Source organism: Acidithiobacillus sp. YTS05 (genome assembly GCF_024396695.1).
GTDB lineage: Bacteria > Pseudomonadota > Gammaproteobacteria > Acidithiobacillales > Acidithiobacillaceae > Igneacidithiobacillus > Igneacidithiobacillus copahuensis.
The window spans coordinates 1374300-1400494 of sequence record NZ_CP094359.1 but is presented as its reverse complement, the minus strand read 5'-3'; the positions used below and the strand labels follow the sequence as shown (position 1 = coordinate 1400494).

The 26195-nt window shown below is 56.3% G+C and carries 22 protein-coding genes, 1 tRNA gene and 1 pseudogene; 11 read left to right on the top strand and 13 right to left on the bottom strand.

Going from position 1 to position 26195, the window contains the following annotated elements; translation table 11 throughout:
- Positions 1 to 54: 54 nt before the first annotated feature.
- Positions 55 to 480, bottom strand: coding sequence for a helix-turn-helix domain-containing protein (locus MQE22_RS06920; protein WP_255789414.1), 426 nt, complete (start codon positions 478 to 480; stop codon positions 55 to 57).
- 278 nt (positions 481 to 758) lie between these two features.
- On the opposite strand from MQE22_RS06920, the pseudogene MQE22_RS06915 reads away from it, so the two are divergent.
- Positions 759 to 968, top strand: a pseudogene (locus tag MQE22_RS06915) (transposase); the annotation flags it as partial.
- 538 nt (positions 969 to 1506) lie between these two features.
- On the opposite strand, the gene MQE22_RS06910 reads toward MQE22_RS06915, so the two are convergent.
- Positions 1507 to 2376, bottom strand: coding sequence for an ImmA/IrrE family metallo-endopeptidase (locus MQE22_RS06910; protein WP_255789413.1), 870 nt, complete (start codon positions 2374 to 2376; stop codon positions 1507 to 1509).
- A 2-nt stretch (positions 2377 to 2378) separates the two neighbouring features.
- Positions 2379 to 2768: a helix-turn-helix domain-containing protein gene (locus MQE22_RS06905; RefSeq protein ID WP_255789412.1), complete on the bottom strand. Its 390-nt coding sequence runs from the start codon at positions 2766 to 2768 to the stop codon at positions 2379 to 2381.
- Positions 2769 to 3056: 288 nt separating this feature from the next.
- Here MQE22_RS06905 and MQE22_RS06900 point away from each other — a divergent pair, with 288 nt between their 5' ends.
- Positions 3057 to 3266: a DUF2188 domain-containing protein gene (locus MQE22_RS06900; protein ID WP_255789411.1), complete on the top strand. Its 210-nt coding sequence runs from the start codon at positions 3057 to 3059 to the stop codon at positions 3264 to 3266.
- A gap of 251 nt (positions 3267 to 3517) precedes the next feature.
- A complete protein-coding gene (locus MQE22_RS06895) occupies positions 3518 to 3922 on the top strand; it encodes a Mov34/MPN/PAD-1 family protein (RefSeq protein ID WP_483190459.1) in 405 nt (134 codons plus the stop codon).
- 461 nt (positions 3923 to 4383) lie between these two features.
- Here MQE22_RS06895 and MQE22_RS06890 read toward each other — a convergent pair whose 3' ends face one another.
- The 4 genes from MQE22_RS06890 to mobF form a co-directional block, all read right to left on the bottom strand.
- Positions 4384 to 5163: a hypothetical protein gene (locus MQE22_RS06890; protein ID WP_255789410.1), complete on the bottom strand. Its 780-nt coding sequence runs from the start codon at positions 5161 to 5163 to the stop codon at positions 4384 to 4386.
- Positions 5164 to 5166: 3 nt separating this feature from the next.
- A complete protein-coding gene (locus tag MQE22_RS06885) occupies positions 5167 to 5883 on the bottom strand; it encodes a hypothetical protein (protein ID WP_255789409.1) in 717 nt (238 codons plus the stop codon).
- Positions 5884 to 5894: 11 nt separating this feature from the next.
- Positions 5895 to 6206, bottom strand: coding sequence for a hypothetical protein (locus MQE22_RS06880; protein WP_255789408.1), 312 nt, complete (start codon positions 6204 to 6206; stop codon positions 5895 to 5897).
- A 385-nt stretch (positions 6207 to 6591) separates the two neighbouring features.
- A complete protein-coding gene (gene mobF / locus MQE22_RS06875) occupies positions 6592 to 9453 on the bottom strand; it encodes a MobF family relaxase (protein ID WP_255789407.1) in 2862 nt (953 codons plus the stop codon).
- Positions 9454 to 9656: 203 nt separating this feature from the next.
- On the opposite strand from mobF, the gene MQE22_RS06870 reads away from it, so the two are divergent.
- The 8 genes from MQE22_RS06870 to MQE22_RS06835 all read left to right on the top strand — a co-directional run bounded on the left by MQE22_RS06870 (position 9657) and on the right by MQE22_RS06835 (position 20899).
- Positions 9657 to 9935, top strand: coding sequence for a type II toxin-antitoxin system RelE/ParE family toxin (locus tag MQE22_RS06870; RefSeq protein ID WP_255789406.1), 279 nt, complete (start codon positions 9657 to 9659; stop codon positions 9933 to 9935).
- On the top strand, positions 9935 to 10234 hold the full coding sequence (locus tag MQE22_RS06865) for a HigA family addiction module antitoxin (protein ID WP_255789405.1): 300 nt from the start codon (positions 9935 to 9937) through the stop codon (positions 10232 to 10234). The genes MQE22_RS06870 and MQE22_RS06865 overlap by 1 nt, the downstream gene beginning before the upstream one ends.
- An 84-nt stretch (positions 10235 to 10318) precedes the next feature.
- Positions 10319 to 13078 (top strand): class I SAM-dependent DNA methyltransferase, encoded by a 2760-nt coding sequence (locus tag MQE22_RS06860; protein ID WP_255789404.1) that lies wholly within the window; start codon positions 10319 to 10321, stop codon positions 13076 to 13078.
- Positions 13079 to 13202: 124 nt separating this feature from the next.
- The gene (locus MQE22_RS06855; RefSeq protein ID WP_255789403.1) at positions 13203 to 14207 is read left to right on the top strand and encodes a hypothetical protein; all 1005 of its coding nucleotides are present in this window, start codon (positions 13203 to 13205) and stop codon (positions 14205 to 14207) included.
- The gene (locus MQE22_RS06850; RefSeq protein WP_255789402.1) at positions 14208 to 16280 is read left to right on the top strand and encodes a DEAD/DEAH box helicase; all 2073 of its coding nucleotides are present in this window, start codon (positions 14208 to 14210) and stop codon (positions 16278 to 16280) included.
- Complete coding sequence (locus tag MQE22_RS06845; RefSeq protein WP_255789401.1) at positions 16273 to 17457, top strand: GIY-YIG nuclease family protein; 1185 nt, start codon at positions 16273 to 16275, stop codon at positions 17455 to 17457. The genes MQE22_RS06850 and MQE22_RS06845 overlap by 8 nt, the downstream gene beginning before the upstream one ends.
- Before the next feature lie 29 nt (positions 17458 to 17486).
- Positions 17487 to 17711, top strand: coding sequence for an MJ0042-type zinc finger domain-containing protein (locus tag MQE22_RS06840; protein ID WP_255789400.1), 225 nt, complete (start codon positions 17487 to 17489; stop codon positions 17709 to 17711).
- A gap of 11 nt (positions 17712 to 17722) precedes the next feature.
- Positions 17723 to 20899 carry an RNA-directed DNA polymerase gene (locus MQE22_RS06835; RefSeq protein ID WP_255789399.1) on the top strand — a complete coding sequence of 1059 codons (3177 nt, stop codon included), beginning with the start codon at positions 17723 to 17725 and terminating at the stop codon, positions 20897 to 20899.
- A 151-nt stretch (positions 20900 to 21050) separates the two neighbouring features.
- On the opposite strand, the gene MQE22_RS06830 is transcribed toward MQE22_RS06835, so the two are convergent.
- The 6 genes from MQE22_RS06830 to MQE22_RS06805 form a co-directional block, all read right to left on the bottom strand.
- Positions 21051 to 21126: transfer RNA gene (locus MQE22_RS06830), tRNA-Lys, on the bottom strand.
- 100 nt (positions 21127 to 21226) lie between these two features.
- The gene (locus MQE22_RS06825; protein ID WP_215871155.1) at positions 21227 to 22393 is read right to left on the bottom strand and encodes an acetate/propionate family kinase; all 1167 of its coding nucleotides are present in this window, start codon (positions 22391 to 22393) and stop codon (positions 21227 to 21229) included.
- Between the two features lie 9 nt (positions 22394 to 22402).
- Complete coding sequence (locus MQE22_RS06820; protein ID WP_215871156.1) at positions 22403 to 23596, bottom strand: dihydrolipoamide acetyltransferase family protein; 1194 nt, start codon at positions 23594 to 23596, stop codon at positions 22403 to 22405.
- Entirely contained in the window at positions 23593 to 24585 is a 993-nt protein-coding gene (locus MQE22_RS06815; protein ID WP_215871157.1) for an alpha-ketoacid dehydrogenase subunit beta, read from the bottom strand. The genes MQE22_RS06820 and MQE22_RS06815 overlap by 4 nt, the downstream gene beginning before the upstream one ends.
- Entirely contained in the window at positions 24582 to 24821 is a 240-nt protein-coding gene (locus tag MQE22_RS06810; protein WP_255789397.1) for a hypothetical protein, read from the bottom strand. Before MQE22_RS06810 ends, MQE22_RS06815 begins: the two co-directional genes overlap by 4 nt.
- Positions 24822 to 25102: 281 nt before the next feature.
- A complete protein-coding gene (locus tag MQE22_RS06805) occupies positions 25103 to 26134 on the bottom strand; it encodes an IS110 family RNA-guided transposase (RefSeq protein WP_255789396.1) in 1032 nt (343 codons plus the stop codon).
- Positions 26135 to 26195: the final 61 nt, after the last annotated feature.

Here is a 26195-nt window from a genome sequence, read left to right as displayed (position 1 = left end):
TATCATCCACCAAGTAACCCGCCTTGACCTACCATGATCGGCTTGTGGAAGTTTTTACAAAGCGCAGCGGCATAATCCACCCTTTTCTGTGGAAAGAGCTGTGCGCGCTTTAGCCAACATTGGTGCGGACGCTCGTACCCTCCCATGCAGGATATTCGACATCTGTCGCCGCGAAATCCCCATCCTTTCGGCCAAACGTCCCACCCCGATTGTCTTTGCCGTCACCTGTAGCCTTGCCAGGAGCCCTTCCGCCTCTTCCGGTGCCATGCCGTACTCACTCTGTGCCTCCAGGTCCATCCCCAGGTAGAACTGCTCCTCCCAGCGGTTTGCCTCCTTGCCGATATGGTCGATGCCACTGGCTCGTATGTGCCGCCGCCGGGTGTGGCCTCGGTCAGTATAGTCGCCGTCGAGAAACTTTGCCTCCTGGTGCAGGTGATACTGCGCCAAAGCCCGCCGGTAGGTTTTTAGTTGGTTGGGCACTACTTGCTGGCCTGTGTCTCGGTCAAAGCACAAGGACATTGCCTTTCGGTGGTCCCGATCGTAGGGCGACACCGCACGCGGGAGATTTTGGCAGTTGGCCTTACGTTTTTTAGGCTTTTCCGGTTGGTTCGGATTTGTGTCCGTGGTAGACATACCCAAAGCCGGTTGGGCCTGATACGCCAGCAGGAAATTGAAAGCCCGCACCTGCTCAGCTCGCGGTACGGCTTACCCAGGTTGTATTTCTTGAACCAGCGCAGCTGGCAGAGGATGCCACCCAGATGCAGGCCATGATGCATCGACTGAAGACACAAGTGGGTCGCGGTATCTACCGACTCCGCAAGCAAACGGTAGAACCGGTCTTTGGCATCATCAAATCGGTGATGGGCTTCCGGCAGTTCTCATTGCGCGGCTTGACACAGGTACAGGGGGAATGGAGCCTCGTTTGCCTCGCGTGGAATGTGAAACGCATGGCCGTATTGCGCCTATAGGACAGGAAAATGGATAAAAACAGCAGAAAACTGGGTATAACTGCGCCAAAGTCCCCCAAAAATAGCATTTTCAAAAAATCCTGGGCGGAAATGCGCAGCACTCCAAAATCAAAACCGACGGGCTGCTAGAATCCGAAACCAGAGGTCATGTTGCCACCGCTCTACCCCTATCTCTTCAAGCGGGACGGTAGGCCTTGGGATGGCTATGGGTGCATCCTCATCCCGGTAAGGTGGCAGCAAATGCCCCAGCCCATGCGCGGAGGCCTTGCGCAGGACGGGACTGCCTGTGTCGTTGATGTTGAATAGCGCGTAACGCTTGGAGGACACGGCATAGCAAAAGAGCGGCGCCATAGTTTCGGTGATGTGTCCATCCCTCAGAGCGTAGTCGGCCGCCTCGATCTTGAGCAACGGATCCCTTTCCGCATAAGGATTGAGCGGGGTAAACCATTCCTGCACCTCCCGCGTCTAGCCCAGGAACTTAGCCTCCGGCATTCCCTTCGGCCTTGCCAAGGCCATGCTGTCGGTATCGCAAAAGGCCCTAACGTCGCTTCCGTCGACCAGGCCAAGGGAGTTCTCCCGTCAGTTCAGCCAATCCTCCGTTGTCTTCAAGACGTTGCCCAAAACGAGTAATTTCAACTTCTGGTAAATCGTCACTGTCGAACCATAGCAAGGAGATGGTGGTATCGGTGCGCTGGTAGTGCCTTGCTATTTCCCAGAGGTCTAGGCCCTTTTCCCAGTTATCGAACCAGACGTCCTGTGAAACTTCTCCCGTCTCAGTGGCGCTATTCCCTGAAGTGCGGATTCGGTGAGCCACGGAGCCTGCTGGAATTACCGACCTGGGAGATATCCAGGCCCCTGCTTGCCGCAAGGCCGTGGAGCGTGCGGCATACCGCACCGCACCGCGCTCCATGGTGACGAACGCGCATGGCATATCGCTAAGGCTGGCGAATCTTGACGCCGCTGCGGGGAATGATGTGCCAAACAAGTCGGCCATGTGTTGGATGAGCTCCGGGGAGGGCTCTTCCTTGGGAACAGCGGAGAGCCATTGCTGATAGGGCATCAGCAGTTCAGCGGCAAACGTGTCGCAGGCGATCTCGTTCGGATGTCGCTTTGCATAGGACCATGACGGCACCTCGTCGTGACTTGATTCCAAGCCGAGCACGATATGAGCTATTTCGTGGCAGACAGTGAAGCGCTGGCGTTCTTCGGTTTCCAGCGAATTCACAGTGATGATGTGCTTCCCGTTCGGCATGGTAACGGTATAGCCAGACTCCCCCTCGCCAAGCTCATCCTTCTTGACCTTGGCGTTAGCCGTGGTCACATACGGGGACAGGTCTTCTCGGATGATCGAAACATCGACTCTCGCGACAAATGCGCGTGCTCTCTGCCTGACATCCGCCTCGTCCATGTTCAGTCGTCCTCGTCGTCGTCGAAGGCCTTTTTTATTCGGGCGATGAGCTTCGCGGGGTCAGGCCTTGCATTTCCCCGATGCCTGACTCCAGCTGCGGCCGAAAATACATCAATGCTGATTGAGGGGTCTTGCAGCACGAATTCAACAAGGCTGGGATCAGCGTCAGCGTGGTCAGCCAGCCACATTACAAGTGCTGTATCCCTTTCTCTCGGCTTGAGAACCTTCAGAAGCTTCTCAACCAGGTCTTTGGATGGGTTTGTCTTCTCGCCTGTTTCGAGGCGGTGGACATAAGCATGATCAATTGACGATAGCTGGCCGATCTCACGCAGGGAAAGGGTTCTGCGTTCGCGTAGCGTCTTGAGGGCGACGCCTAGGCCTGTCTGCGGCATGAGTTCTGATCCTTGCGATTGCGGGAAGAAGGGCCAAGGTCTCTGGTGCCTCTCCCCAGTCGGTTGATGTTCAAAGGCGCACGCCGCACCCAGTTGCACCGGCGTACGTGCTCTGGTACATTGTTGTCCATACAGACAACGGATGTAGGTTTTACACCTTCACTAGGTCGGATTGGCATAGCCTTACCTGTTGTCTGCGTGAGCAACCAATTGTGCTACAGCAGGCGATCATTGACAACCCAGCCGGAGCGGCTGGGACTTCGATAGTTCCACTGTAGGAGAGCCATCATGGCAGGCAAGAATCAGCACGTTGTTCCTCATCAGGACGATTGGACCGTCAAGGGAGTCGGCAATCAACGGGCGACCTCCATGCACGACACGCAGCAACAGGCCATTGACGCGGCGAGGGATGTCGCACGCAACCAGCAGTCCGAACTCGTCATCCATCGTCCGGACAAGGACAGCCAAGGCAACGATCCCTTCCCGCCGATGGGCTGAAGCACCATGACGGGCATTCCTACCTACCATGTGCTCGCCCTGTCAGGGGGTGGCTATCGCGGCCTTTGATTGGGTCAACGGCATCCATTCCCCCGCGTTGCGAACTCGACTGACCGACCATACCCATCAGCTTGCCACGCCCGATTGCGATCCGTTGCGGGACCGGGAGTGCCCTGTATGCAATTCATGAGTTCCTGGGCTACCAACACGACAGGAGGACGTTGTTGCATTTCTCAAAGGCCACGCTGGAGGTGTTCTGTCTATACGTTCAGGCTAGTGATGCTGACTGCGAAGCTGGTGGGCTTCTTCTCGGCTCGGTTCATGGATCCCATATGCTCATCGAGCAAGCGACGGAACCTACGCCACATGACAAAAGGCTTCGCTACCTGTTCGAGCGAATGCCGTTTGGCCACGAAGCAATCGCTGTGTCTCGATGGGCAGAGAGTCAGGGAACCGTTCGCTATCTGGGCGAATGGCATACCCATGTGGAAGACGATCCCCATCCTTCTGGTCTCGATAGATCGGAATGGAAGCTCTTGTCAGCGAAGCGTCGGGACAAGAGGCCTGTGCTTGCAGTTATCGTCGGGCGAAAAAATTTGCATGTCGAATTGGTACCGAGTTCAGGCCGTGGTCCGGTGTTCTGCTGTGTGGAATAGAGGCTGACGTACGATGCTTTCTGCAACTGGGCGATGGCCGCAAATGCGGAATGCTTCAGAGCCCGGATTTCGGTCCAGTGGCCGCATTCAAAGACCGAACGGCAGGTAGTCGAGGGGATGCGGCCAAATTCAGCGCATTGCGCTAACGGCCGGATTGGCCGAACTCCGGGCGCTGACAACGCCCAGCTGGAATGACTGCTTGGGGTCATTTGCTTTCCGCTGCTGTATGACCGCAATCAGTCTTTTTCCGCCCTTTGAGATCGCGTCAACCTCACGACATTAGCAAGTCTCAGTCACAGGGCCCAACGTTAATATAAAGTTGCATCGTCTGCAATGTCTTGTGGGTGGTGATTGTCGCCCGCGTACACTTGCCGGAGGCCAATCACTGAATCTGTCACAATATGAAAGACCCGGCAGGGAACCGGGCCTGGCCGAGGAGGACTGAACTGGATGGTACAGATTCAAGATCGCGGTGGCGCCTTGGTGAGCACGCACACATAGTCTGGTCCAGCTTGATGGCAATACCGCTGACCATTGGTGTACTGCTGAATGGGTTCAGGTGCGATCCGATCGGTGGCATGCAGGTAGACGTCATTAGCGATCCAGCCGGTCAGGATCAGCACCAGAATCACCGCCCCAGTGACCGCGTAAGACCAAGTAAGATCTGCCCGCACGGCCGCTTGGGCAGCTTTCCTCGCCTCGTCGGTGAAGTTGGCCAGCGCTTCCTGCTTTGCACCCTGGATATAGCGTTGTATAGCCTCTCCTGAAAGCTTGGACGCGAGCGCCTGCTCTGCTTTCTCCAACTTGAGGCTACCGCTCTGCAAGGCCTTTTCCAGAGTGCCTTTACCTTTATCCATCGACTGGTCGAGCAAGGGCTCCACCTCCGCGTAAAAGTTCCGAGCGAATTTTCTCCCGCCCGCCTCGAGCCGCGACGCAAAGGCATCGGATTGCCCGGCAATGCTCGCCGTCACCTCGTTGGCCGCCCGATTCGCTCCTTGAAAGATGATATCGGGGATTTTGGCTACCTGGACCGACAGATCGGCTGCCGCCGCCATGGACACGGTCGCCGCCTGGTAGGAGATCCTTGTCGCGAGCACAGTACCCCATAGGGGATCGTCGGGGCCGATCCGAAAGCGGGTTGACCAGCCGATGAATCCGCTGAGGTCATCTGCATCGATGCCCTTCACCGCCTGCGGCATGGGTTCCGTGTTGGGCGTTTTCTTCTCGGTCACAACAGTCATGATTCATTCCCCCTCTATCAATGGGATCATGGACTCTTGCCAGGACTTTCGTAGCCAGTTCTTGATGATCTGCCGCTCTACAATAAACAATGGGCTCTCCGGGCCAGCCAGCGAGGCAAACGACCGGCCCTGGTATTCCTTGACCCTCGCCCCTACCCGGGAGGCCAGTTCAGGGATTTCTCCGGTCAAACCGCCCGAAGCGATCCAGGCATCCTTGTATTGCGGAACAGTGAACCAATAATAATCCCGGTCATAATCCGATTCGTGGCGATTGACGACGGCGATTTTGCGATCCGCTGCCTGGCAAATCATGGATTCGTTTGCGAGGGTGGCGCTGCTGGATTCCCGCCCGACCATCCACGCTACGCAAATTTTAAATCCCAACTCCCGCGCAACCGGTACAATAAGCTCCGCGTAAGAGTCCAGGGCCTTGTGCGCATTAGCCGGCGCGTTCATCACCACAAAATCGCTTTCCAGCGCTTCCAGGTGGCCAAATAAGGTGGCGATCGCGTTCTCGGCATCCTTGCCGCTTTTATCCAAATTTACCGACAAAACGGAGACCACATTTTCGTACCGTTCCTTCACATCCCCGATTTTGGTATCGCCCTCCACAATCGCGACGTTCCGTCCAACGAACAATCCGAATTCTACTGCAAGCATGGAAAAGATGCTTTTTCCAACGCCGCCCTTGTCGCCATGGCTAATTACCAGATGTTTCATGGAAACCTCCTTTACAGTTTATCCAGATCAATGGAGAGTGATTTACGGGGTTCATGCGGCTCTGTTGTTTTTTGGAATTGGGGTAAGCCAACAGGCTTTGGCGCCATACCGGGCAAGGGCCGTTGCTCGACCCACAGTCGCCCATCGTCCACTCCTTTGCGTGCCCGCCGGACCGCGTTGCCGAAACAAATTGGCGATCCGAAACGTGCGTCTATGGCCGCTTCCACCAGTGCACAAATATCCTTCCACGATTCGCCAGATCGGTGCGCCGCCTCAATGGCTTCGAGGTAGGGAAGCACCTTTGCTGTTAGCGTTCGCGCCATACTGTGTCCTCCTAAAAGAGGCATCAGTGCCCTGTGCCTGATTTGCGCCTCTTGCCCATAGCTGGCGGAATGTCAACCAAAAACACGGTTTGATTTTTGGTTGACACGGAGTGACACGGGAATGCTCCATAACGAATGGCTATTCACACGCTTTGCCGTGTAAATACTGCACCCATGCGTATATTCTCGTTTGTTTACGCCCACCCTTCGGGTAGGCTTTTATCCGCACAAACGCACCGTGTTGGGTACGCTCCGATTGCGCTTGTGCTGCCGAGCCAACTCGCCGATCCGCTGTGCCGATTCCGGCGTCGTTGACATGCTGGCTGATACCGGCTGGTCGACGGTTCTAGACTCTGGTGGTTAGACGTGGCCGTGGTGTTGGCGGTTAGCGGGCCATTCCTTGGTCTCGCTCTTGGCTGCGTTTCTGTTCGGCAGGCCAGAAGATTCGCTCTTTTTTCAGGAGGTCGCGGTGGCGTTTTTCTTCCGCGCATGCACGTTGGACCGATTGGGCTTCCCGGTTTTCTTGTCTGGTTGCCTGGATAGTACCGCGCATGGCCGCATCCCGCGCAGATTCCTGATGGACGTATTTGCCCCAACTCTCTGCCAGCCTTTCCTTGTCATCGGTAAGGATTTCCAGATGGTGCTTTTCTCGGCTCAAAGCGACGTATCCGAGATTTGCTCCGGCTTTTGTCTTTTCGGCAATGACGATGGCACGATCGACCGTCGCCCCCTGCGAGGCATGCACGGTTCGGCAGTATCCGTAATCCATAACCTCCTCTGTCTTCAGTTCTACCGATCTTCCGTCGCTCATATTGGCGAACGCTTTCCCATCCTTTATTGCAATGACAGCATCATCGCCGTTGCGCAGGTCGATATCCCGGGTCTTGTCGTTCTTTCGGAACAGGACCTTGTCACCTTGGCGCAATACCATTAGGCGCACGTTGTACAATTGCAGTTTTGTGGATGGCGTGAGGTTCACCGGCGCTTTTCCCTCATCGAGTAGTGGGACTATTTTCAGCTTTCCCTTTTCGGTTCCCACAATCTTCCAGCGGGTGCCGCGATCGCCGACACCTTGCTCCTCTCGGCCAAGCTCCACCACTTGCCCTGGCTGATAGAATGCTGCCTGCCTCTGATGGGTTGCACTCAGGCTGACTTTGTCGAGCGCGGTGATCATTACGGATTCTTGGCCCAGTTCGCCACGATCAATCAGGCCCTTGCGGATCTCCTCATTGGCGATCTGTCTGGTGCCATTGCTGGCTGCGAGGACCAGGGTTTGCCCTCGGTCCTCGGGAGACAGCCGAAGGTAGGATTTGGCAGCGGCTCTCGCCAATAGCTCCTGCTTGATGGTTTTGTCGAGCTTCTTTTGACCCGGCACGGGATCGCTCATGGGGACTTCCCGCATATATGGATCGGCAAGTCGCAATCCTTTCTCTGCGTCTCCGCTGGCGAAGGCCTCGGCAATCGCCAATAGCGCCTTGTCCTTCTGCCGGTTGATCTTGGAGATGCCGGCCTGACGGAACTCGTTACACCGTAACAGCTGCTCGAAGGGATTACCGGCCTGCACGGCTTGTAATTGCTTGGGGTCGCCCACGGCCAGTGTCCGCGCCCCATCCTGTTCTGCGCGCCGATAAAATCGCAGCAGGTCCTGGCGGGACACCATGCCCGCTTCATCCAGAATGTAGAGGGTCTTGCCGGGCGCCTCTGTCGGCTTGCTGCGCAGGAACGATTCCAGAGTCTGCGTAGTACAGCCAGCGGATTGCAGCTCTGCTGCAGCTTTGGCCGAGGGAGCGAGTCCCACCACGGCATAGCCCGCTTGCCGATACTGATCCACGATGACGGCCATACTCGTGGTTTTCCCCGCACCGGCCGCACCCACAATACCCTGATGTTGTTCCCTGCCGGTGAGGGCCATCTGTATGGCCTCAACCTGCCCATCGGAATAGTTCCAGCCCTGCGCGTGCTGTCTTTGCTTCAGCAGCGCCGACACGGCGTCCGGGGAGTGCAGAGCTTTGGTCTGGCTCTGGGTAGCAATGGTCAGGATCGCCAGTTCTTCCTCAACGGCCCGCGTGGTGGTGTGCATCTTACGCATCTTGTTGGTTCCGTCCCGATCCACTGCTCCACCATCCAGCAGTTCTGGGGTCGAATGCAGGGCAGCATCGATAGCCTCGATGAGAATACCTTCTGCCATGCCCTGGCGCAGAGCCTCGGCCCGGACGGCCGACGCCGAAAATACCGTATCGTGTTCACTGCAATGATCCAGCGCCCGTTGCACGGCTATCGCTGCCCGGTCTGGGTGAGGCGTTTCAGGCTGCTTGGCTCGCTCCATGCTCCTCACCAGTAGGTTGTGGGTGGGGACCTTGGCCTCCCGCAGCCGTTGCCGCCACTCCCAACGTTGTTCCGCTTGGCTCAGTTGTCGTTTCTCGGCGCGGGTGGCGGACCAGGCCGCGTCCCGTTGCGCGACGCTGGCGCCCTCGATGCCGCCCTTGTCGGCCAGGTCCGCCTGGATTTGCCCCCGCCGCCGACTGAATGCCTCGATCTGGTCTCGGGTAATGCCCGCCACTTCAAAACCGGTGGCACTTTGCTCCAGTTCATAACCATGCTCTACGGCTAATCGGGCCATGGTGGCCAGATAAATGGCGTCAGCCTCTTTCTGGAGTTCACAATCGACGCCCTGGTCGTTGTTGATGCTGGTCCAATTTCCATCGGACCGCCGCATGGCGTTGAGAACCGTCACATGGCTATGCAGGTCCATATCTACCAGCCCATCGACTGGACGTGCATCCTCATGCCGATGCACGGCGGCGATGATGTCCCCGTTGTACTCCGATACCCTGCCGCCCTTGCCAAGACGAGCATAGACCATGCGTTCCTGCAGAAACGCAACTGCGGCCTTGACCCCCTCGTCGTGCCATACTTTCCAGCGCTCATCCTCGCAGGCCATAATGGATACCGATTTGGGAGCACTGATGACGTACCCGTCGCCCATGCGACGATTTTGGTGCCGGCCCGCCAAATCCGTTCCATCCGGCAGCTTGCCTTCCAGTAGCGCCTGGAACTGGTCGGCATCCACGGCTCCAGACAGACCCAGGGCTTCCGCACCACGGCCCGCCCAAAAGGAGGGCGCCCCGCCACGCTCGCTATAATAACCAACCGCCTGTTCTGCCGACTCGCTCGGGCGTTCATTGCGCAGATAGTTCGCAACCCCTGCCGCACCGCCACTGCTTTTGATAGGCTTGACCCGTATCATTATCCACCCCAACTAATCCATGTTTCCCGTGTATAGCTGGCGCGGTGTCAACAAAGATGAGCATGTTGGCAGTGGCGGGTTTCGGGCACGAAAACGTCAAAATATTCCTCCCCTCATGGCGGGCGAGGGGTTTCCCCTGACGGGTACCCCGGTACACACTTCCCGCCTTGTTGCGGGCAGCGCATCACCGTATACTCCTCGGTATGATTCGATCATTCCGCCACAAGGGGCTGGAGGCATTCTATGCATCGGGCTCTCTCGCCGGCATCCAAGCACAGCACGCCAAGCGGCTCCGCATGCTACTTGCAGCCTTGGATACTGCACAGGCGATCGGCGACATGGACATCCCAGGATTTCGCCTGCATCCTCTCCAAGGTACGGAGAAGGGGCGCTGGTCGATTCGGGTCAACGCGAATTGGCGGTTGACCTTCGATTTTCAGGACGGTCATGCCTATGTCTTGGATTATGAGGACTACCACTAATGGAAATGCACAATCCCCCACATCCCGGCGAATTTATCCGTGAGGTCTACCTCGAACCGAATGGGATCACCGGACGGCAGTTGGCGACCAAGCTTGGGGTATCGGCCTCTACCTTGGCCCGTGTCCTCAATGGTAGCAACGGCGTGAGCTCGGAGATGGCCCTACGGTTATCCAAGGCGCTGGGGCGCTCTGCGGAAAGCTGGATGATCATGCAGGATCATTTTGACTTGTGGCAGGCACGACAGCGGGTAAACCTGGATCAGGTCCAGAGGCTGGATCTTCAGCCGGCAGACCAATGATTCGATGCTCGCACAAATCATGGGTGATAGATTGAGCCATCACCCATCGACAAAATCGCCGGCAAACTACAGCCTTGGCACTCCATGAACGCCGTAGAAATTGAACAAGCCATCACCGACCTTGCCGAGCAGCCTTTCGACCCGGCAGAGTTCCCCTATGCTTTCCTGGAAGCCTTTGGCAATAAGGCAACGACGATCCAACGCCTACGCAGCGGTGTCACGAACAAATCCGACCTCGGCGGTGTGCTCCAGACCAACAATATACATATCCTCACCTGCGAAACAGGACAGGTGACGCAGGCCCTCGCGGCCCTCAAGGCGAGCCCTGCCACAATGAAGGCCAAGGCGAAGTTCGTCCTCGCCACGGACGGCGTGGACTTCGAGGCGGAAGATCTATTGAGCGGCGAGACTGTCGCCTGCGCCTTCTCGAATTTTCCGGACCATTTCGGCTTTTTTCTGCCACTGGCAGGCATCAGCACCGTCCGGCAGATCAGTGAAAACGCCTTCGACATCCGCGCCACGAGCCGCCTCAATCGCCTCTACGTCGAGTTGCTGAAAGACAACCCCGAATGGGCGACGGCAGAACGCCGCCACGACATGAACCACTTCATGGCGCGGCTGATTTTTTGCTTCTTTGCCGAAGATACTGGCATCTTTGGCGGCCGGGGCCGTTTCACCCAGACCGTCGAGCGGATGAGCGCTCGCGACGCCTCCAACACGCACGAGGTCATCGGCACCCTGTTCCGGTCCATGAATACCCCAATCAATGACAGAACCGCTGCGGACATTCCCCGTTGGGCAGCCAGCCTCGATTTTCCCTACGTCAACGGTGGCCTGTTCTCCGGCAGTATGGAAACGCCGCGTTTCAGCAAGATCTCCCGGTCCTACCTGCTCCATGTCGGTGGCTTGGACTGGACCAAGATCAATCCCGATATCTTCGGTTCCATGATCCAGGCTATCGCCGAAGACGAGGAACGGGGCGAACTGGGGATGCACTACACCAGCGTTCCTAACATCCTCAAGGTACTGAACCCCCTGTTCCTCGACGACCTGCGGGCAAAACTGGCCGACGCAGGCGACAATCCCCGCCTGTTGCTCAACCTGCGCAAGCGTCTATCGCGCATTCGGGTGTTCGATCCCGCCTGTGGTTCTGGCAATTTTCTGGTGATCGCCTACAAGGAAATGCGCGCCATTGAGGCGGAGATCAATAAGCGACGAGGTGAGCCAGATCGCCGGTCGGATATTCCCCTTACCAACTTCCGGGGTATCGAGTTGCGTGATTTTCCGGCAGAGATTGCCCGTCTGGCGCTCGTTATTGCTGAGTATCAACGCGATGTTTTGTACCGTGGGCCGCAGCTGGCCCTGGCTGAGTTTCTGCCCCTGCGTAAAGAAAACTGGATCATCCGTGGCAACGCACTGCGGCTGGACTGGTTAAGCATCTGCCCGCCAACTGGCACTGGCGTGACAGTGCAGACGGATGATCTATTTGAGGAGCCGATCGACCAAGCCGAAATCGACTTCCAAAACGAAGGTGGCGAGACATATCTCTGCGGTAATCCCCCTTATCTGGGAAACAAACTCCAATCAGAAGAACAGAAGTCCGATCTAGCAGCCGTATTCGAAGGTCGCTTAGAAGGCTGGAAATCGCTCGACTATGTGGCCGGCTGGTTGATGAAAGCAGTGGACTACGGTCTTCAGAGCAGAGCTGCTTCCGCATTCGTGGTTACGAATTCCATTTGCCAGGGACAACAGGTTCCCATTCTCTGGCGATCGATTTTCGAAAAGGGCTACGCAATTCAGTTTGCTTATACATCTTTCAAGTGGAAGAATTTGGCGAGCCATAATGCGGGCGTTATCGTGATCATAGTCGGACTATCTAATCTCCCTGTGAAAAAGAAGCGTCTGTATACAGTTGACAGCGGCGGAACCACTTTGGAGAGAATTTGTGAGAACATAAACCCGTACTTAGTTGATGGCCAAAATTTAGTTGTGGATGCCCGACGCGACGCCCCGAAAGACCGCGCATTAATGCTATTTGGAAACATGCCGCGCGATGGTGGGCATCTCATCGTATCGCCTATAGAAAAGGAAACTATAAGTCAAAAAGATCAGATTTTTGTAAAATATGTTAGGCGTTTTATAGGATCTGAAGATTTTATTCAAGGAAAAGTTCGATACTGTCTATGGATCGACCATGAAAATTGGACCAATGCCGCCTCTTCTCCTGCTATTGCCAGGCGTCTTGATGGCGTGCGTGAAATGCGGCTGTCTAGCAAGGCTAGGTCTACGCGAGACCATGCCAAGACTCCATACAGATTCGTTCAAATTCAAGGGGTCGCACGGCAGCTCACCATTGTCGTGCCACGCGTTAGCTCCGAGCGTCGTCCCTATCTTCCGATTGGCCTTTTGGAAGCAAGAGCAATCGTTGCCGATAGTGCCTTCGCACTTTATGACGCACCACTTTGGACAATTTCCTTGATAGCGTCACGGTTGCATATCGTCTGGATTGCTGCCGTTTGCGGAAAGCTAAAGTCAGATTATCGGTACTCGAACACTTTAGGATGGAATACTTTTCCAATCCCAATGTTAACTGAAAAAAACAAAGAAGATTTGACCCGTTGTGCCGAGAATATCATCTTGGCGCGGGAAGTGCATTTTCCCGCAGCAAGTGCTGATCTTTATGATCCTGAGTCAATGCCCGCAAACTTGCGCCAAGCACACGAACGGAACGATGAGGTTCTTGAGCGCATCTATATCGGTCGTAAATTTCGCAATGATACCGAACGACTGGAAAAGCTATTCTCACTATATGGAAATGGCCAGAAGAAAGTTCTGACCAGATAGCAGAAATCTAATACTCCCGGAGCTGAACATGAGCCAAATAGACTATATAATCCAACCGAACAGTCGGACGACACTTGATGCATTGCAATCCATCTTGCAGAACGACTGTGTAGAGAGGCTTGACATGGCAGTTGCCTATGTAACCAGTGGTGGCGCCTATGATTTTGCTCAGGGAGCATCTAATATACTAGGTGACTATTGGGCGTCGCTTCCGAAAAGGTGGATTACGTCCTTTGACTATTGCCGCACAGAACCAATTGCTCTCAAGTATCTTTTATCGTTACCAAACTCTTCCGTACGTATTCATGACGCTATATTCTGCTTGGAATATGATGGAACTCCAAAAGTCCCATTTCATCCGAAGGCTTTCTTAATACGCACCAACCAACGCGATTACGCGCTTGCTGGGTCCGGCAATATGTCTAGATCTGGTCTAACAAGAGGTATCGAAGCAGGTCTTGTTGTAAGTGTGAATCGAATTCCCCCTATCGAGCCAATGGCAGCCGCGGCGATCAACGCAATGCACACTTGGTTCTCAAGAACATGGCACACGTCGGTACCGCTGTCCCTGTCTCTCCTGGAGAGATATAATAGTATCTTTGAGTGCAAAAAAAATTTGAAGACGCCGGTGCCCACTGAGGATGACATCGCGAGCACCGATATTAGTCGTGGAGGTTTATCAAATAGAGATTTGCAAAAACTTCGCGTGTGTAAGCATTTCTGGATTGATGCCGGGAATATCACCAGGAACCGAGGACCACATTTGCCCGGAAATCAACTTATGATGAAGCGCCTTTCGAGAGTTTTCTTCGGATTCAGTTCGATCGCTGTTCCAGAGAATACGCACATCGGTGACATCGAGATCAGTTTCAATGGTAGTCATGGCGTGGGCGTGCGGTTCTCGTTAACTTATAGCGACAACAAGATGGATAAGTTAGTTCTACCAATACCAGGTGTTGACGGTCCTCCTGCTTATGATAATACGCATTTGTTGTTTGAGCGTATCATGCCAGGAGTCTTCGAGTTGACCACTGGTACCAGAGCTCAAAAGCGTCAATGGCTCAGGAAAAGCACTACAATCGATGGGGCGTTTAGGATGTCCAGCGGACGCGAGTGGGGTGTATTCTGAATGAATGCCATGAGTAGCGACTTGGGACGTCCACAGACCGTCCCTTCTGTTTCCGTCACCTACGCTCGCAGTGGCGCATCCACCAAGGCCAATGCCTTGGGGATGCGCCCCATGCAGGAGCGGGCTTTTGAAAAGCGCGGCGAGCAATACCTGCTCATCAAGTCGCCACCCGCCTCGGGCAAGAGCCGGGCGCTGATGTTCATTGCTCTGGACAAGCTTTACAACCAGGGCTTGAAACAAGCCATCATCGTGGTACCGGAGAAGGCCATTGGCGCAAGCTTTAACGATGAGCCACTGTCGCAGTACGGTTTCTGGGCCGACTGGCGGGTGGAGCCCAAATGGAACCTTTGCAATGCCCCAGGCACCGACAACGGCGGCAAGGTCAAAGCCGTCGGAGCATTCCTACAGAGCGACGACCAAGTGCTGGTTTGCACCCACGCGACCTTCCGCTTTGCGGTCGATGCCTACGGTGTAGAGGTTTTTGACGATCGCTTGATCGCGATTGACGAGTTCCACCATGTCTCTTCCAATCCCGACAACAAGCTTGGCACGCACCTCGGCCAATTCATCGCCCGCGGTAAGACGCACATCGTCGCCATGACCGGCTCCTACTTCCGGGGTGACGCGGAAGCGGTGTTGACCCCATCGGACGAGGCCAAGTTCGAGTCGGTGACCTACACCTACTATGAGCAACTGAACGGCTATGAATACCTGAAGCAGCTCGACATCGGGTATTTCTTTTACAGCGGTGCCTACGTCGAGGAGATCCTCCAGGTTCTCAACCCTGCCGAGAAAACTATCTTGCACATTCCCAACGTCAATTCTCGGGAGAGCACCAAGGACAAGATGCGCGAGGTGGAGCACATCCTTGAGGCACTGGGAACCTGGCAAGGCACCGATCCCGCGACGGGTTTCCAGCTCGTCCGGCGGCCAGATGGCCGCGTCTTACGAATTGCCGATCTCGTGGATGACGATGCCAGCAAGCGCGACCGGGTGTCCGCCGCGCTCAAAGACCCCGCGCAAAAGCACAACCGCGACCATGTCGATATCATTATCGCCTTGGGGATGGCCAAAGAGGGCTTCGACTGGATTTGGTGCGAGCACGCGCTGACCGTAGGCTACCGGGCGAGCCTCACCGAGATCGTCCAGATCATCGGCCGTGCCACTCGGGACGCTCCGGGCAAGACCCACGCCCGTTTCACGAACCTCATTGCCGAGCCGGATGCGGCAGAAGCCGCTGTCACCGAGGCCATCAACGATACCCTGAAGGCTATTGCTGCCAGCCTCTTGATGGAACAGGTCCTGGCCCCGCGCTTCGAGTTCAAAGCCAAAAATCCCGACAATGGCCCAACCTCAGGTTTCGACTACGGCCAGGATGGCTACAATCCCGATCGCTGCAATGTCGGTGTCAATGAACAGACAGGAGCGTTCCAGATCGAGATCAAGGGCCTTGCCGAACCCAAAAGCCCCGAGACGGTGCGCATTTGCCGGGAAGACCTGAACGAAGTGATCGCTGCTTTCGTGCAGGACAAACCCAGCATCGAGCGGGGGCTCTTCGATGAGGATCTGGTGCCCGAGGAGCTGACCCAGCTGCGTCTGAGCAAAATCATCAAGGATAAGTACCCGGAGCTCGATACCGAGGACCAGGAGACGGTGCGTCAACATGCCGTTGCAGCACTGAACCTCACCCAGCAGGCCAAGCGAGTGATCAACGAAGGCGCGCAAGATAGCGCCCCAAATACCGCCCTGATCCACGGAGTGCGCCGCTTTGCCATGGACGTGCGGGAACTAGATATCGACCTCATCGACCGCATCAATCCTTTTGGGGAAGCCTACGCCATCCTCGCCAAGGCCATGAGCGAGGAAAGTTTGAAGCAGGTGGCGGCGGTCATTACCGCCAAGCGCACGAGTCTCACACCGGAGGAGGCGAAGGAGTTGGCCATCCGCGCCGTACAGTTCAAGAAGGAGCGGGGACGCATTCCGTCGCTCACCGCTCAGGATCCCTGGGAGCGACGCATGGCCGAGGGGGCCACCGCCTTCCTGCGCTTCAAGGCGGAGGGGCGCTATGACTAATACCGAACTCGACGACCTCGCCGCAGAGCTGGCCGACTTCGCGCCGCCTGAGAAAAAAGACGGACGCACGGCCAGAGAAGAGCGCATCATCGCAGGCTTCGAGGATATCCAACGCTTTGTGGCCACCCACGGTCGGGTACCGCAGCATGGGGAAGATCGGGATATCTTCGAGCGCCTCTACGCCGTGCGCCTGGATCGCTTGCGGGCACTTCCGGAGTGCCGGGCTTTGCTGGAGCCGCTGGATCATCAGGACTTGCTAGCCAAAGAGCACTCCACCGCGCAAGCAGCGGATATTGCTGATCTCGAAGACTTAGCCGCTGAACTGGCCGGTGCGGACGAAGCAAGCGACATCACAGTACTGCGCCATGTCCGTACCAGCGCCGAGAAACGTGCCGCCGAGGAGGTCGCCGACCGTAAGCCGTGCAAGGATTTCGAGACCTTTCGGCCCTTGTTCGAGCGGGTGCAAACCGATATCCAGACCGGTATGCGGCAGTCCCAGCCCATCGAGGCGGGACGCCGCGCCATTGAAGCCGGAGATTTTTTTGTCCTAGATGGGCTCACCCTCTACGTCGCCGAGATTGGGGAGCCTTTAAAAACCACTGCCGGCGAAGTGGATCGGCGCTTGCGCGTCATTTATTCCAATGGCACGGAGAGCAATCTGCTGCTTCGCTCCCTGCAGCGGGCCTTCTACAATGACCCGGCGGCTAGGCGCCTGGCCTCGCCCGAAACGGGGCAACTCACCCTTGGTGGTGATTTCGATGCGGACGATGTGGAAAGTGGCACTATCTACGTCCTGCGCTCACTATCGACCGACCCCTACGTCGCGCAGCACCGCGAGCTTATTCACAAGATTGGGGTGACGGGAGGCAAGGTCGAAAGCCGTATCGCCAATGCCGAGAATGAGGCCACCTATCTGCTGGCCCAAGTCGAGGTAGTCGCGACCTATAAACTGGCAGGGATTCACCGCACACGGCTGGAGCACCTGCTCCACCGGCTGTTTGCGCCAGCGAGGCTGAACATCACCATCCACGATCGCTTTGGCCACCCAGTGCAGCCCGAGGAATGGTTCCTGGTGCCCTTATTCGTCATCGACGAGGCGGTGGAGCGCATCAAAGATGGCAGCATCATCCACTACGTCTACGACCTGGAGACGGCTAGCCTCAAGCCATCCCCCTAGCTCACCCACATCCGCAAAGGAGCCACGCCATGCCCGAAATCGTCTGCCCCCACTGCCATACGGCCTTTCAGGTCGATGAATCTGGCTACGCCGAGATCCTGCGCCAGGTTCGCGACAAGGAATTCAACAAGCAGGTGGAAACATCTTGCCTTCGCCTTTATCGATTGGTGCCGGACAAAAATCTTCGAGTACGCGGTTCTGGTGGTAATGCCATGTTGGGTGTTTTAGGGGCTCGAATGATTTTTCTAGGGTAGATGGAGATAGTATGGCACAGCCCAACATTGAGTCCTGGTCCGACTTATCTTTAACCGAACTGTTTTATGCCTTCAGGAAGGCAAAGGCAGATTGCTATTTTGAACGCTCACTCTTTGTTGCCCGCGAGTTCGTCGATTACGAATCAACCCTGCCAACAAGGTTGACGGGCTTGCTGGAGCGTCTCCAGGCCGGCCAGATTATCGATGTGCTTACAGAACACCTGGGCGAGCCTCGCCTAGTCGCAAAGAAGTTGTCTGCCAAGCCCAAAACGGACAAGAAAATACCTAATGGGCACGGGTTTTTCTCCAACCCTGACCGGGCCTTCCAGCACCTATATGTCACGCATGACCTGACACCGGAATTCCGTTTGGTTGGTGACTTCCCGGTGGAAATGCACGTCCTGTCCGCGCTTTGGATCAACCTGGTCGGACACAAGTTTGATGCTGCATTGACCAAATCGGCTTATGGCTCTCGTTTACGGAGGTATCGCCCTGAGCCAGGCTCACCTGAAGGAACACTCGGCCCCTATCACACCGAGGCGATCGGGTCGTTCCGCCCATATTTCGCCCCGTATCGGCAATGGCGGGAACGGGGTCTCAAGGCAATCCGCGAAGAACTGGAGGCCGAAAAATCTGTTATTGCCATCACGATGGACTTGACCAGTTACTACCATCGGATTGCACCAGCGTTCATGAAGGAGAAGTGTTTCTATGATTGTGCCAAGATCGAATTGACGCCATGGGAAATGGCGTTTACCACCGCTTTTGCAGATACCCTTGTGGCTTGGTCCGACCGGGCTTTGGCAAAGCTTGTCGAACTGGGGTGCAAGCCCGAAAAGGCGGACGTGCCACTTGTTGGCGGCTTGCCTATTGGTCTCTCAATTTCCCGCGTGGTATCGAATGCCCTGCTGATTGGTCTAGACCGTGAAATTGAGCAACAACTAAGCCCTGTCTACTACGGCAGATATGTGGACGATATTTTCATTGTGCTGCGCGATCCAGGGGATGTGGTTGATTTTCCACAATTGCAGAAGTTTATCGCCAAACGGACGTCGAGCTTCCCCCCGCCGCGAAAAGGTCAAGAGGAGAAGATCTATCTGGAATTGCCGGGAGCCTATCAAGGCGAGACCACGCTGTTGCTGCAACAGTCCAAGCAGAAGGTCTTCTTTCTGGAGGGACAAGGCGGTCTAGATTTGCTGGATAGCATTGAGTCCCAGATTCGGAGCGTGTCGAGCGAACGCCGCATGATGCCAAATCCTGATAATCTGGAGTCCATGGCTGCCGCCAAGGTATTAGCTGCGGCAGGGCAGGCATCCGAAGAAGCAGACACCTTGCGCAGAGCTGACGGCTTGTCCGTCAGGCGGCTGGGGTGGTCTGTTTTGTTGCGTGCCGTGGAGACGCTTTCGCGGGACTTGCGTCCAGATGACTGGAAGGATGAACGCGGCAAGTTTTACCAATTCGCCTTTAGTCACATTCTTCGACCGGACAAGATTTTTGATCACTTGGATTACCTGCCGCGCTTGCTATCGCTAGCCGTGGCGTTGAAAGACTGGCCAGATGCAAAACGCCTGTTTGATGCGGCGTTGGCCTCTCTGACAGAGGTTGAGAAGGCAACAGAAAAGAGATTTATCCGTGTGAACGGACATGACACAGCACTAGAAAGAGGCCTGCAGGCCGAATGGGAGTCCGTCCGAGATGGCGTGAGGAAATCTGCTGCAGACGCCATCTCTAGGTCGCTGAGCTGGGGAAAGCGGAGGGGTGGTATGCAGCCCTTGCCTAAGGTCGCTCTCGAATTGTGTGTGGCTGTCGGCTTGCAGGGCACGGAAGAGGACTTGGAAGGGGTATCACTCGCAATTCGCGAAGCTGATTGGGCGAAGACTGCTTACAAGGATCATCTGCGTAGGGATGCGATTCGTCAGCGCAAAGTAATTAGTGGCGAGGAGCAGATTGCCACTTGTTACGATCGTCTGGAGGACCTCTCTGACTTCCTTCAGAGATCGGCAAATAGCGGCGATCTGAGCACATTCCGAGTGCATCCCAGAGCAGGGCGATCGGCGACAAAGGGCGAGACCATTTCATTCTTGCCTTATTTGTTTCCCACGCGCCCTTATTCGACAGAAGAGGTTTCTCTCTTCCTACCTCATGACTGTGTTTTCCTCGGCAAAGATCGCGACAAGAAGACTCCAACTGGGAATTGGGCACGCTATGTGCGGGCGATTCGGGGAGTCTGGGTCTGGGAATCGCTTCTTGAACCTGCTGCGCAGGAGCTCGGTGAAGCCGACCCGAATGACATCAAGCTGGCCATCCTGGATGGCGAGCGTCATAAGCCGGTGTTGCTTGGCATCAGCAGTCTGTTGACCTCGGATGACACTTGGAAAGCGGCTGCTAGTGGCCGGTCAGACTTGTCGAGGTCACGGTATAAGAGAATTGAGGATGTGGTGAATCAGGCTATTAAGGCAAGTCCTAGGCCCACACATCTACTGTTGCCGGAATTATCTTTGCCCGAACGGTGGCTTGGCACCGTCACTAGTCTGCTCCGGGAGTCAGGAATCAGTCTAATTGCTGGTCTGGACTATCATATCGCGGAATCCACCATTCACAGTGAGGCCGTTCTCGTTCTTGCCGATGATCGCCTTGGTTTCCCCGCATTTGTCCGGGTACACCAGCCCAAGACGCTGCCGGCCCCAGGGGAAGATTTCCTTTTGCAGAGGGATTTCGGTAAGCACTGGACCTTATTCCCTGGGGATCGCAACGCCAAGCCTGTTTACCTCCACAAAGGTTTTGCCTTTGGCGTACTGGTCTGCTCCGAGCTCCAGAATGTTCAGCACCGACTGAATTTTCAAGGAGCGGTAGACTGCATGATGGTCCTGTCCTGGAATCAAGACCTTGAGACATTCTCCGCGCTGGTAGAGTCCGCCAGCTTGGACGTTCATGCCTATGTGGCCTTGGTCAACAACAGGCGATTTGGCGACAGCCGTGTGCGAGTACCCGAAAAGACCAATCACAAGCGGGACGTCTGTCGGTTACGCGGCGGCGAGAACGAGCACGTGGTAGTGGTCAATCTGGATATCCAAAAACTGCGGGAATTCCAAAGTCGGGCTAATCGTTGGCCTGATAAAGATGATCCATTCAAGCCCGTACCTGAGGGGTTCAAAATCCATGCTTATCGGAATGCCATCCCTTCATAACGCGGAGTAGCAGTCCATCATCCTGCGTTTGCAGCCAGCGGAGATCCCTACACCACGCCTACCCGGATAGCGCGTTTTTCCTCTGAGGTTGGATATAAGTTGGATGAAAAACAAAAGGCACCCAGCAATTCACGCTAAGTGCCTGTTTTAATGGTGGGTTGTGAGGGGATCGAACCCACGACCCGCTGATTAAGAGTCAGCTGCTCTACCAACTGAGCTAACAACCCGATCTGCAGGATAATAGCAAAATTCCCAGACAAAGCAAGGCTGGCTCCCGTCCAGTACGCAGTGAAAGCCTGGATTTGTCTATACTTCGCCTTGTAGTTCTCAGGAATCAGGCGCCTGGTGCAGAAGGCGATAGCTATGCGCGGCAATCATGCGGTCTTCGTCGGTGGGAATGCAAAGTATCTCTATCGGGCTGTCGCTCTGGGAGATTCGTCTCTGCCCGGCCTGATTGGCGGCGCTATCCAGGACGAATCCCAGGCTGGAGAGGGGGGCGCAGATCAGCTCGCGTACCAGATCGGCATGTTCGCCGATTCCGCCCGTAAAGACCAAGCGATCCACACCTCCCAAAACCGCCAGAAAACTGCCGATCATCTTGCGCACACTGTAGGCCAAGGCATCGATGGCAAAGGCGGCTTGTGGCTCGTTGTTCCGGGCCGCCAGCAGCACCTGCATGTCGCCACTGATGCCGGACAGACCAAGCAAACCGGAGAGATGGTTCAGGACCCGTTCGAGCTGGTTGGCGGTATAGCCCTTTTCCTCGAGCAGAAAAAGAAGCACCCCGGGGTCGAGATCACCGCAACGGGTGCCCATGACCACGCCGCCCGTGGGGCTGAGCCCCATGCTGGTATCCACGCAGACGCCGTCCCGCACTGCCGCCAGACTGGCACCATTCCCCAGATGCGCGATGATGCTCCGTCCGCTGTTCGGAATTTGGGTGCAGATGTATTCATAAGAGAGTCCATGGAAACCATATTTCCGTACCCCTTCCTGCCACAGATTGCGGGGCAGGGGATAGCGCGCCGCCAGTTCTGGAATACTGCGGTGAAAGGTGGTATCGAAGCAGGCGAACTGCGGGGTTTGCGGCCAGCGCTGCTTGGCGGCATCCATGACGGCAATCTCGGCAGGAAGATGCAGAGGGGCAAAACGCAAAGAGGCCCGGAGGGTTTGCAATACCAGGGCATCGATGCGGCAGTGCTCGCGCAAGTCTGGGCCGCCGGAAACGACGCGGTGCCCAATCGCTGCGAGTTGCTGCACCCCCAGCTCCTGGAAACAGTCGAGCAGAGCGCGTAGGGCGCTGGAATGATCAGGGAAAACGGCATTGCGATCGATGTTGGCGCTTTTCGCTCGCCACCACAGGCGACCGACACTCTGACCAATGCGCTCGATCGCGCCTTCTCCCAGCCTTTGCCCGCTCTCGTCGGCATATTCGTACAGAGCGAACTTGAGGGAAGATGAGCCGCCATTGAGGGCCAGAATCAGCTCAGCCATGTGGAGTCTTCATGTATCCAGCCAGGCTGTAGTGCTGATGCGCTCGCGCAGACGTTGCAGGAAGCGGGCGGCATCGGCGCCAAAGATCACCCGATGATCACAACTCAGGGTACATTCACTGCTGCCATCGGCTTGGGTTGCCGCTACTGCCAGGATGGCTGCAGCACCCAGGGGCACGATGGCATCGAAGTTGTGCACCACGTCAAAGACGCCAAGATTGGAAAGATAGAAGGTACCGCCGCGATAATCCTCCGGAGCCAAGCGACCTTTTTTGATCTTGCCGAGCAGAATGCGCCAGTCTTCTGCCAGCTCCTTGAGCGGACGTCGGGCCGCATCGCGCAGAACCGGGGTCAACAGGGCGTCACCGGTATCCACGGCAATCGCCACGTCCACCCGTTCCCGTTTGGCCAGCCCCTGGGGGGTCCAGAGATGGTTGAACCAGGGATCTTCCGCGACCGTCAGCGCGCAGGCCCTTGCCAGCACGAGGGTGAGGCTGAGCTTCGCAGCTTTGGCTTGTGTTTGCAGTGCACTGAGGGGTAGGCGTGCGCCAATCTGAAAGGTTGGCGTCTGCACGGCATCCTGCATATTCCGAGCTGCCGCAGCCCGCACACCAGAGAGGCGCTCGATCTGGTAATCAGGGCCGGTACTGAGATCTGGCAGTGGGCCGCGCAGTGCCGTCGCAAGTACGCGACGACTGTCGATGGGACCTGTGCCCAACAGATTCAGATCTACACCCAGTTCCTGAGCCAGGGCACGGGCATAGGGGCTGGCAAGAACGCCATCTGCCGCTGCGCGCGGGGTGGATGGCTCGGTAGGTGCGACAGGGACCGACTCTTGCGCGGCTGCTTGTGGCGGCGTTGCCTGAGATATTTTCGGGACAGGTGTTGCAGCAGGGGTGGCTGATGGGGCGACAGAGCCAGAAGCTGCAGTGTTGCTTGCAGAAGTGGTTGCGTCCAGATCCTCTTTACTATCCACCAGCCAGGCGATCACCGAACGCACCGGGATGTCCGTATCCACTGGCGCCAGGGGGCCCGCCAGGAACCCATCCTGGAAGGCCTCGACATCCAGTATCGCCTTGTCGGTTTCCACTTCGGCGAGGGCATCTCCCTTTTTTACCGCATCACCGACGGCCTTGTTCCAGCGAACCAGGCGTCCTGTCTGCATGGTATCCGACAGGACGGGCATGATGACTTCCTGTTTCATACGGGTGCTCCTGACATTTGGACAAGGTCTCTGGCGGATCGACAGGTCCGCTCGACATTGGGGATTGTGGCGGCCTCCAGCTCCGCTGCAAAGGGTGTGGGAAGATCGAGCCCGGCTGTGCGCTGGATGGGGTGGTCCAGAAAATAGAAGCAGCGCTCTTGCAAGGTCGCAGCGATTTCCGCGCCAGCACCGGCAAAGCGGCAATCTTCTTCCAGAACCAGGGCACGATGGGTCCTACCAACTGACTGTATACAGGGCTCCCAGTCGATGGGGGAGAGACTGCGCAGGTCGATGACCTCCATTTCGATGCCCTCCCTTGCCAGCTCCTCCGCCGCCGCCAGGGCCACTTCCACCATGCGCGAATAGGCGATACAAGTTAGATCGCGTCCCGGACGCCGGACCACTGCGGCGTGTATGGGCAACGGAGTAGCATTCGTCGCTACTTCTCCTTTGTGGAAATACAGGAGTTCGTGTTCAAGGACGATGATCGGGTCATCGGAGCGGATGGCCTGCCGAAGTTGCCAGTAGGCATCCTGAGGGGTTGCGGGAACGAGAATGCGCAGGCCGGGAACATTCATCAGGGTATGTTCGAGGCGCTGCGAGTGCTGTGCCCCGAGCTGTTTGGCGACCCCGCCCGGCATTCGCACCGTCAAACCCATGGCAAACTGCCCGCCAGACATGAAAGGAATCTTGGCGGCCATATTGATCAGGGCATCGAGGGCGAGGAGGGCGAAATTGATGGTCATGATCTCCACCACCGGCCGCAGTCCCAACATCGCCGCACCAACACCGAGTCCGGTAAAGCTGTTTTCCGAGATCGGGGTATCGCGTACCCGCCACTCGCCATATTTGGCCAGGAGCCCTTCGCTGACACGGTAGGTGCCGCTATACAGGCCAACATCCTCACCCAAAAGAAACACGTTTCCATCCTGTGCCATCTCTTCGTCCAAGGCGCGATTCAGGGCCTGCCAATAGAGCATCTCCGTCATGCCGCGCCCCTCCCAAAGAAGTCCTCGAAGCGATGATTTTTCTGAAATACTGCCTGCACATCGGTAAGGCTCGGCGCGGCTGCTGCCTGCGCTTCGGCGAGGGCTATGCGCATTTCCTCGGCGATTTCCTCTTGCAGACCTTGCAGCCTCTCACTATTGAGGTGACCGGCGGCGCAGCATTGCTCCTGAAATTGCAGTACGCAATCGCCGGCGGGGCAATTGGCCTGTGTACTCAACTCTCCTTCCAATTCTTATATGGATGCCTCCATTTGAGCAAGTCGACGTTCGATGTATGACGGTGAGGTCAAAGTGCTGCCTTATATCCGGCCTGTTATGCAGGAGGTTCCTGCTGGCCCTGATGAAATCCGCTGAAAGGGACCTTATCTTTATTGCGTCCTTTTTTGGGACAAGATTGATCCAGGCTCTCCCTTCCCCGGTCTGACCTGTTACGCCATCAATCGTGCCTACCTGCGCAACTGTGAAACTATAAACATGCTATTCGACTATCGTCCTGTAATCATGCGACGGCTACCGCTATTGGCTTGTAATTCGGGTCATACTGGCGGTTTTTGGCCAGCAACGCCCAGATCGTTCGAGCCATTTTATTGGCTTGTGCTACGACGACCACATTGTGGGGCCGCCGACAGCGTAATTTGTCGATCCAGGGATTTCGATCCCTGGTCTGGCAATTCACCACGGCTCGCGCCCCATGGGCCAATAGGGTTCGGAGATAGGTATCTCCGCGCTTGCTGATACCCAACAGGCGAATCTTCCCGCCAGTACCGGTCTGCCGTGGAACCAACCCCAAGAACGACGCGAACTCCCGGCCAGAGCGAAAGGACTTCATATCCCCTACTGTAGCCACGATAGCTGTGGCAGTGAGTAGCCCCACGCCAGGGATCGCCATCAAACGGGCCACCGCTTCCTGGTCCTTTTTCCATAGCCTCAGCCGTTTCTCTATATCGGCTATGTCTTTGTCGAATTCTGCCAGCCGCTGGATCTGACGCCGGAAGGTCTCTAGTGCCACGGCCGATAGCCTGTCCTCCAACGTCGAGAGAGCATCGGGGATCTCCTTGAGACCTTTCTCGCGGCCTTGGGGAAGATCTATACCAAATTCATAGAGCAGCCCCCGAATCTCATTCACCTGCATGGTCCGGATCTTGACCAACTGTTCCCGCATGCGATGCAAGGCCAGAACGGACTGCTGCTCCTCGCTTTTGACGGCGACAAAGCGCATACCAGGACGCTGAACAGTTTCCCAGATCGCCGCTGCGTCTGCCGCATCGGTCTTGTTGGTCTTGACGAAAGGGCGCACAAACTGCGCCGCGATCAAGCGCACCTCGTGCCCTAGCTTGCCCAGTTCCCGCGCCCAGTAGTGGGCACTACCACAAGCTTCCATGGCGACAATGCCGGGCTCGCGGTTCACAAAGAACTCGAGCAATTTGCCACGTCGCACTTGCTTGCGATGAATCTCGCCCGTCTCCCAATCTACCCAGTGCAACTGCATCACCCGTTTTGCCAAATCCAGCCCATAAATTGTATTCTGCATCGTGAGTCCTCCTTGACCCATTTGTGGATGAACTTCCACCTTGGCACTTTGATGCCGTTCG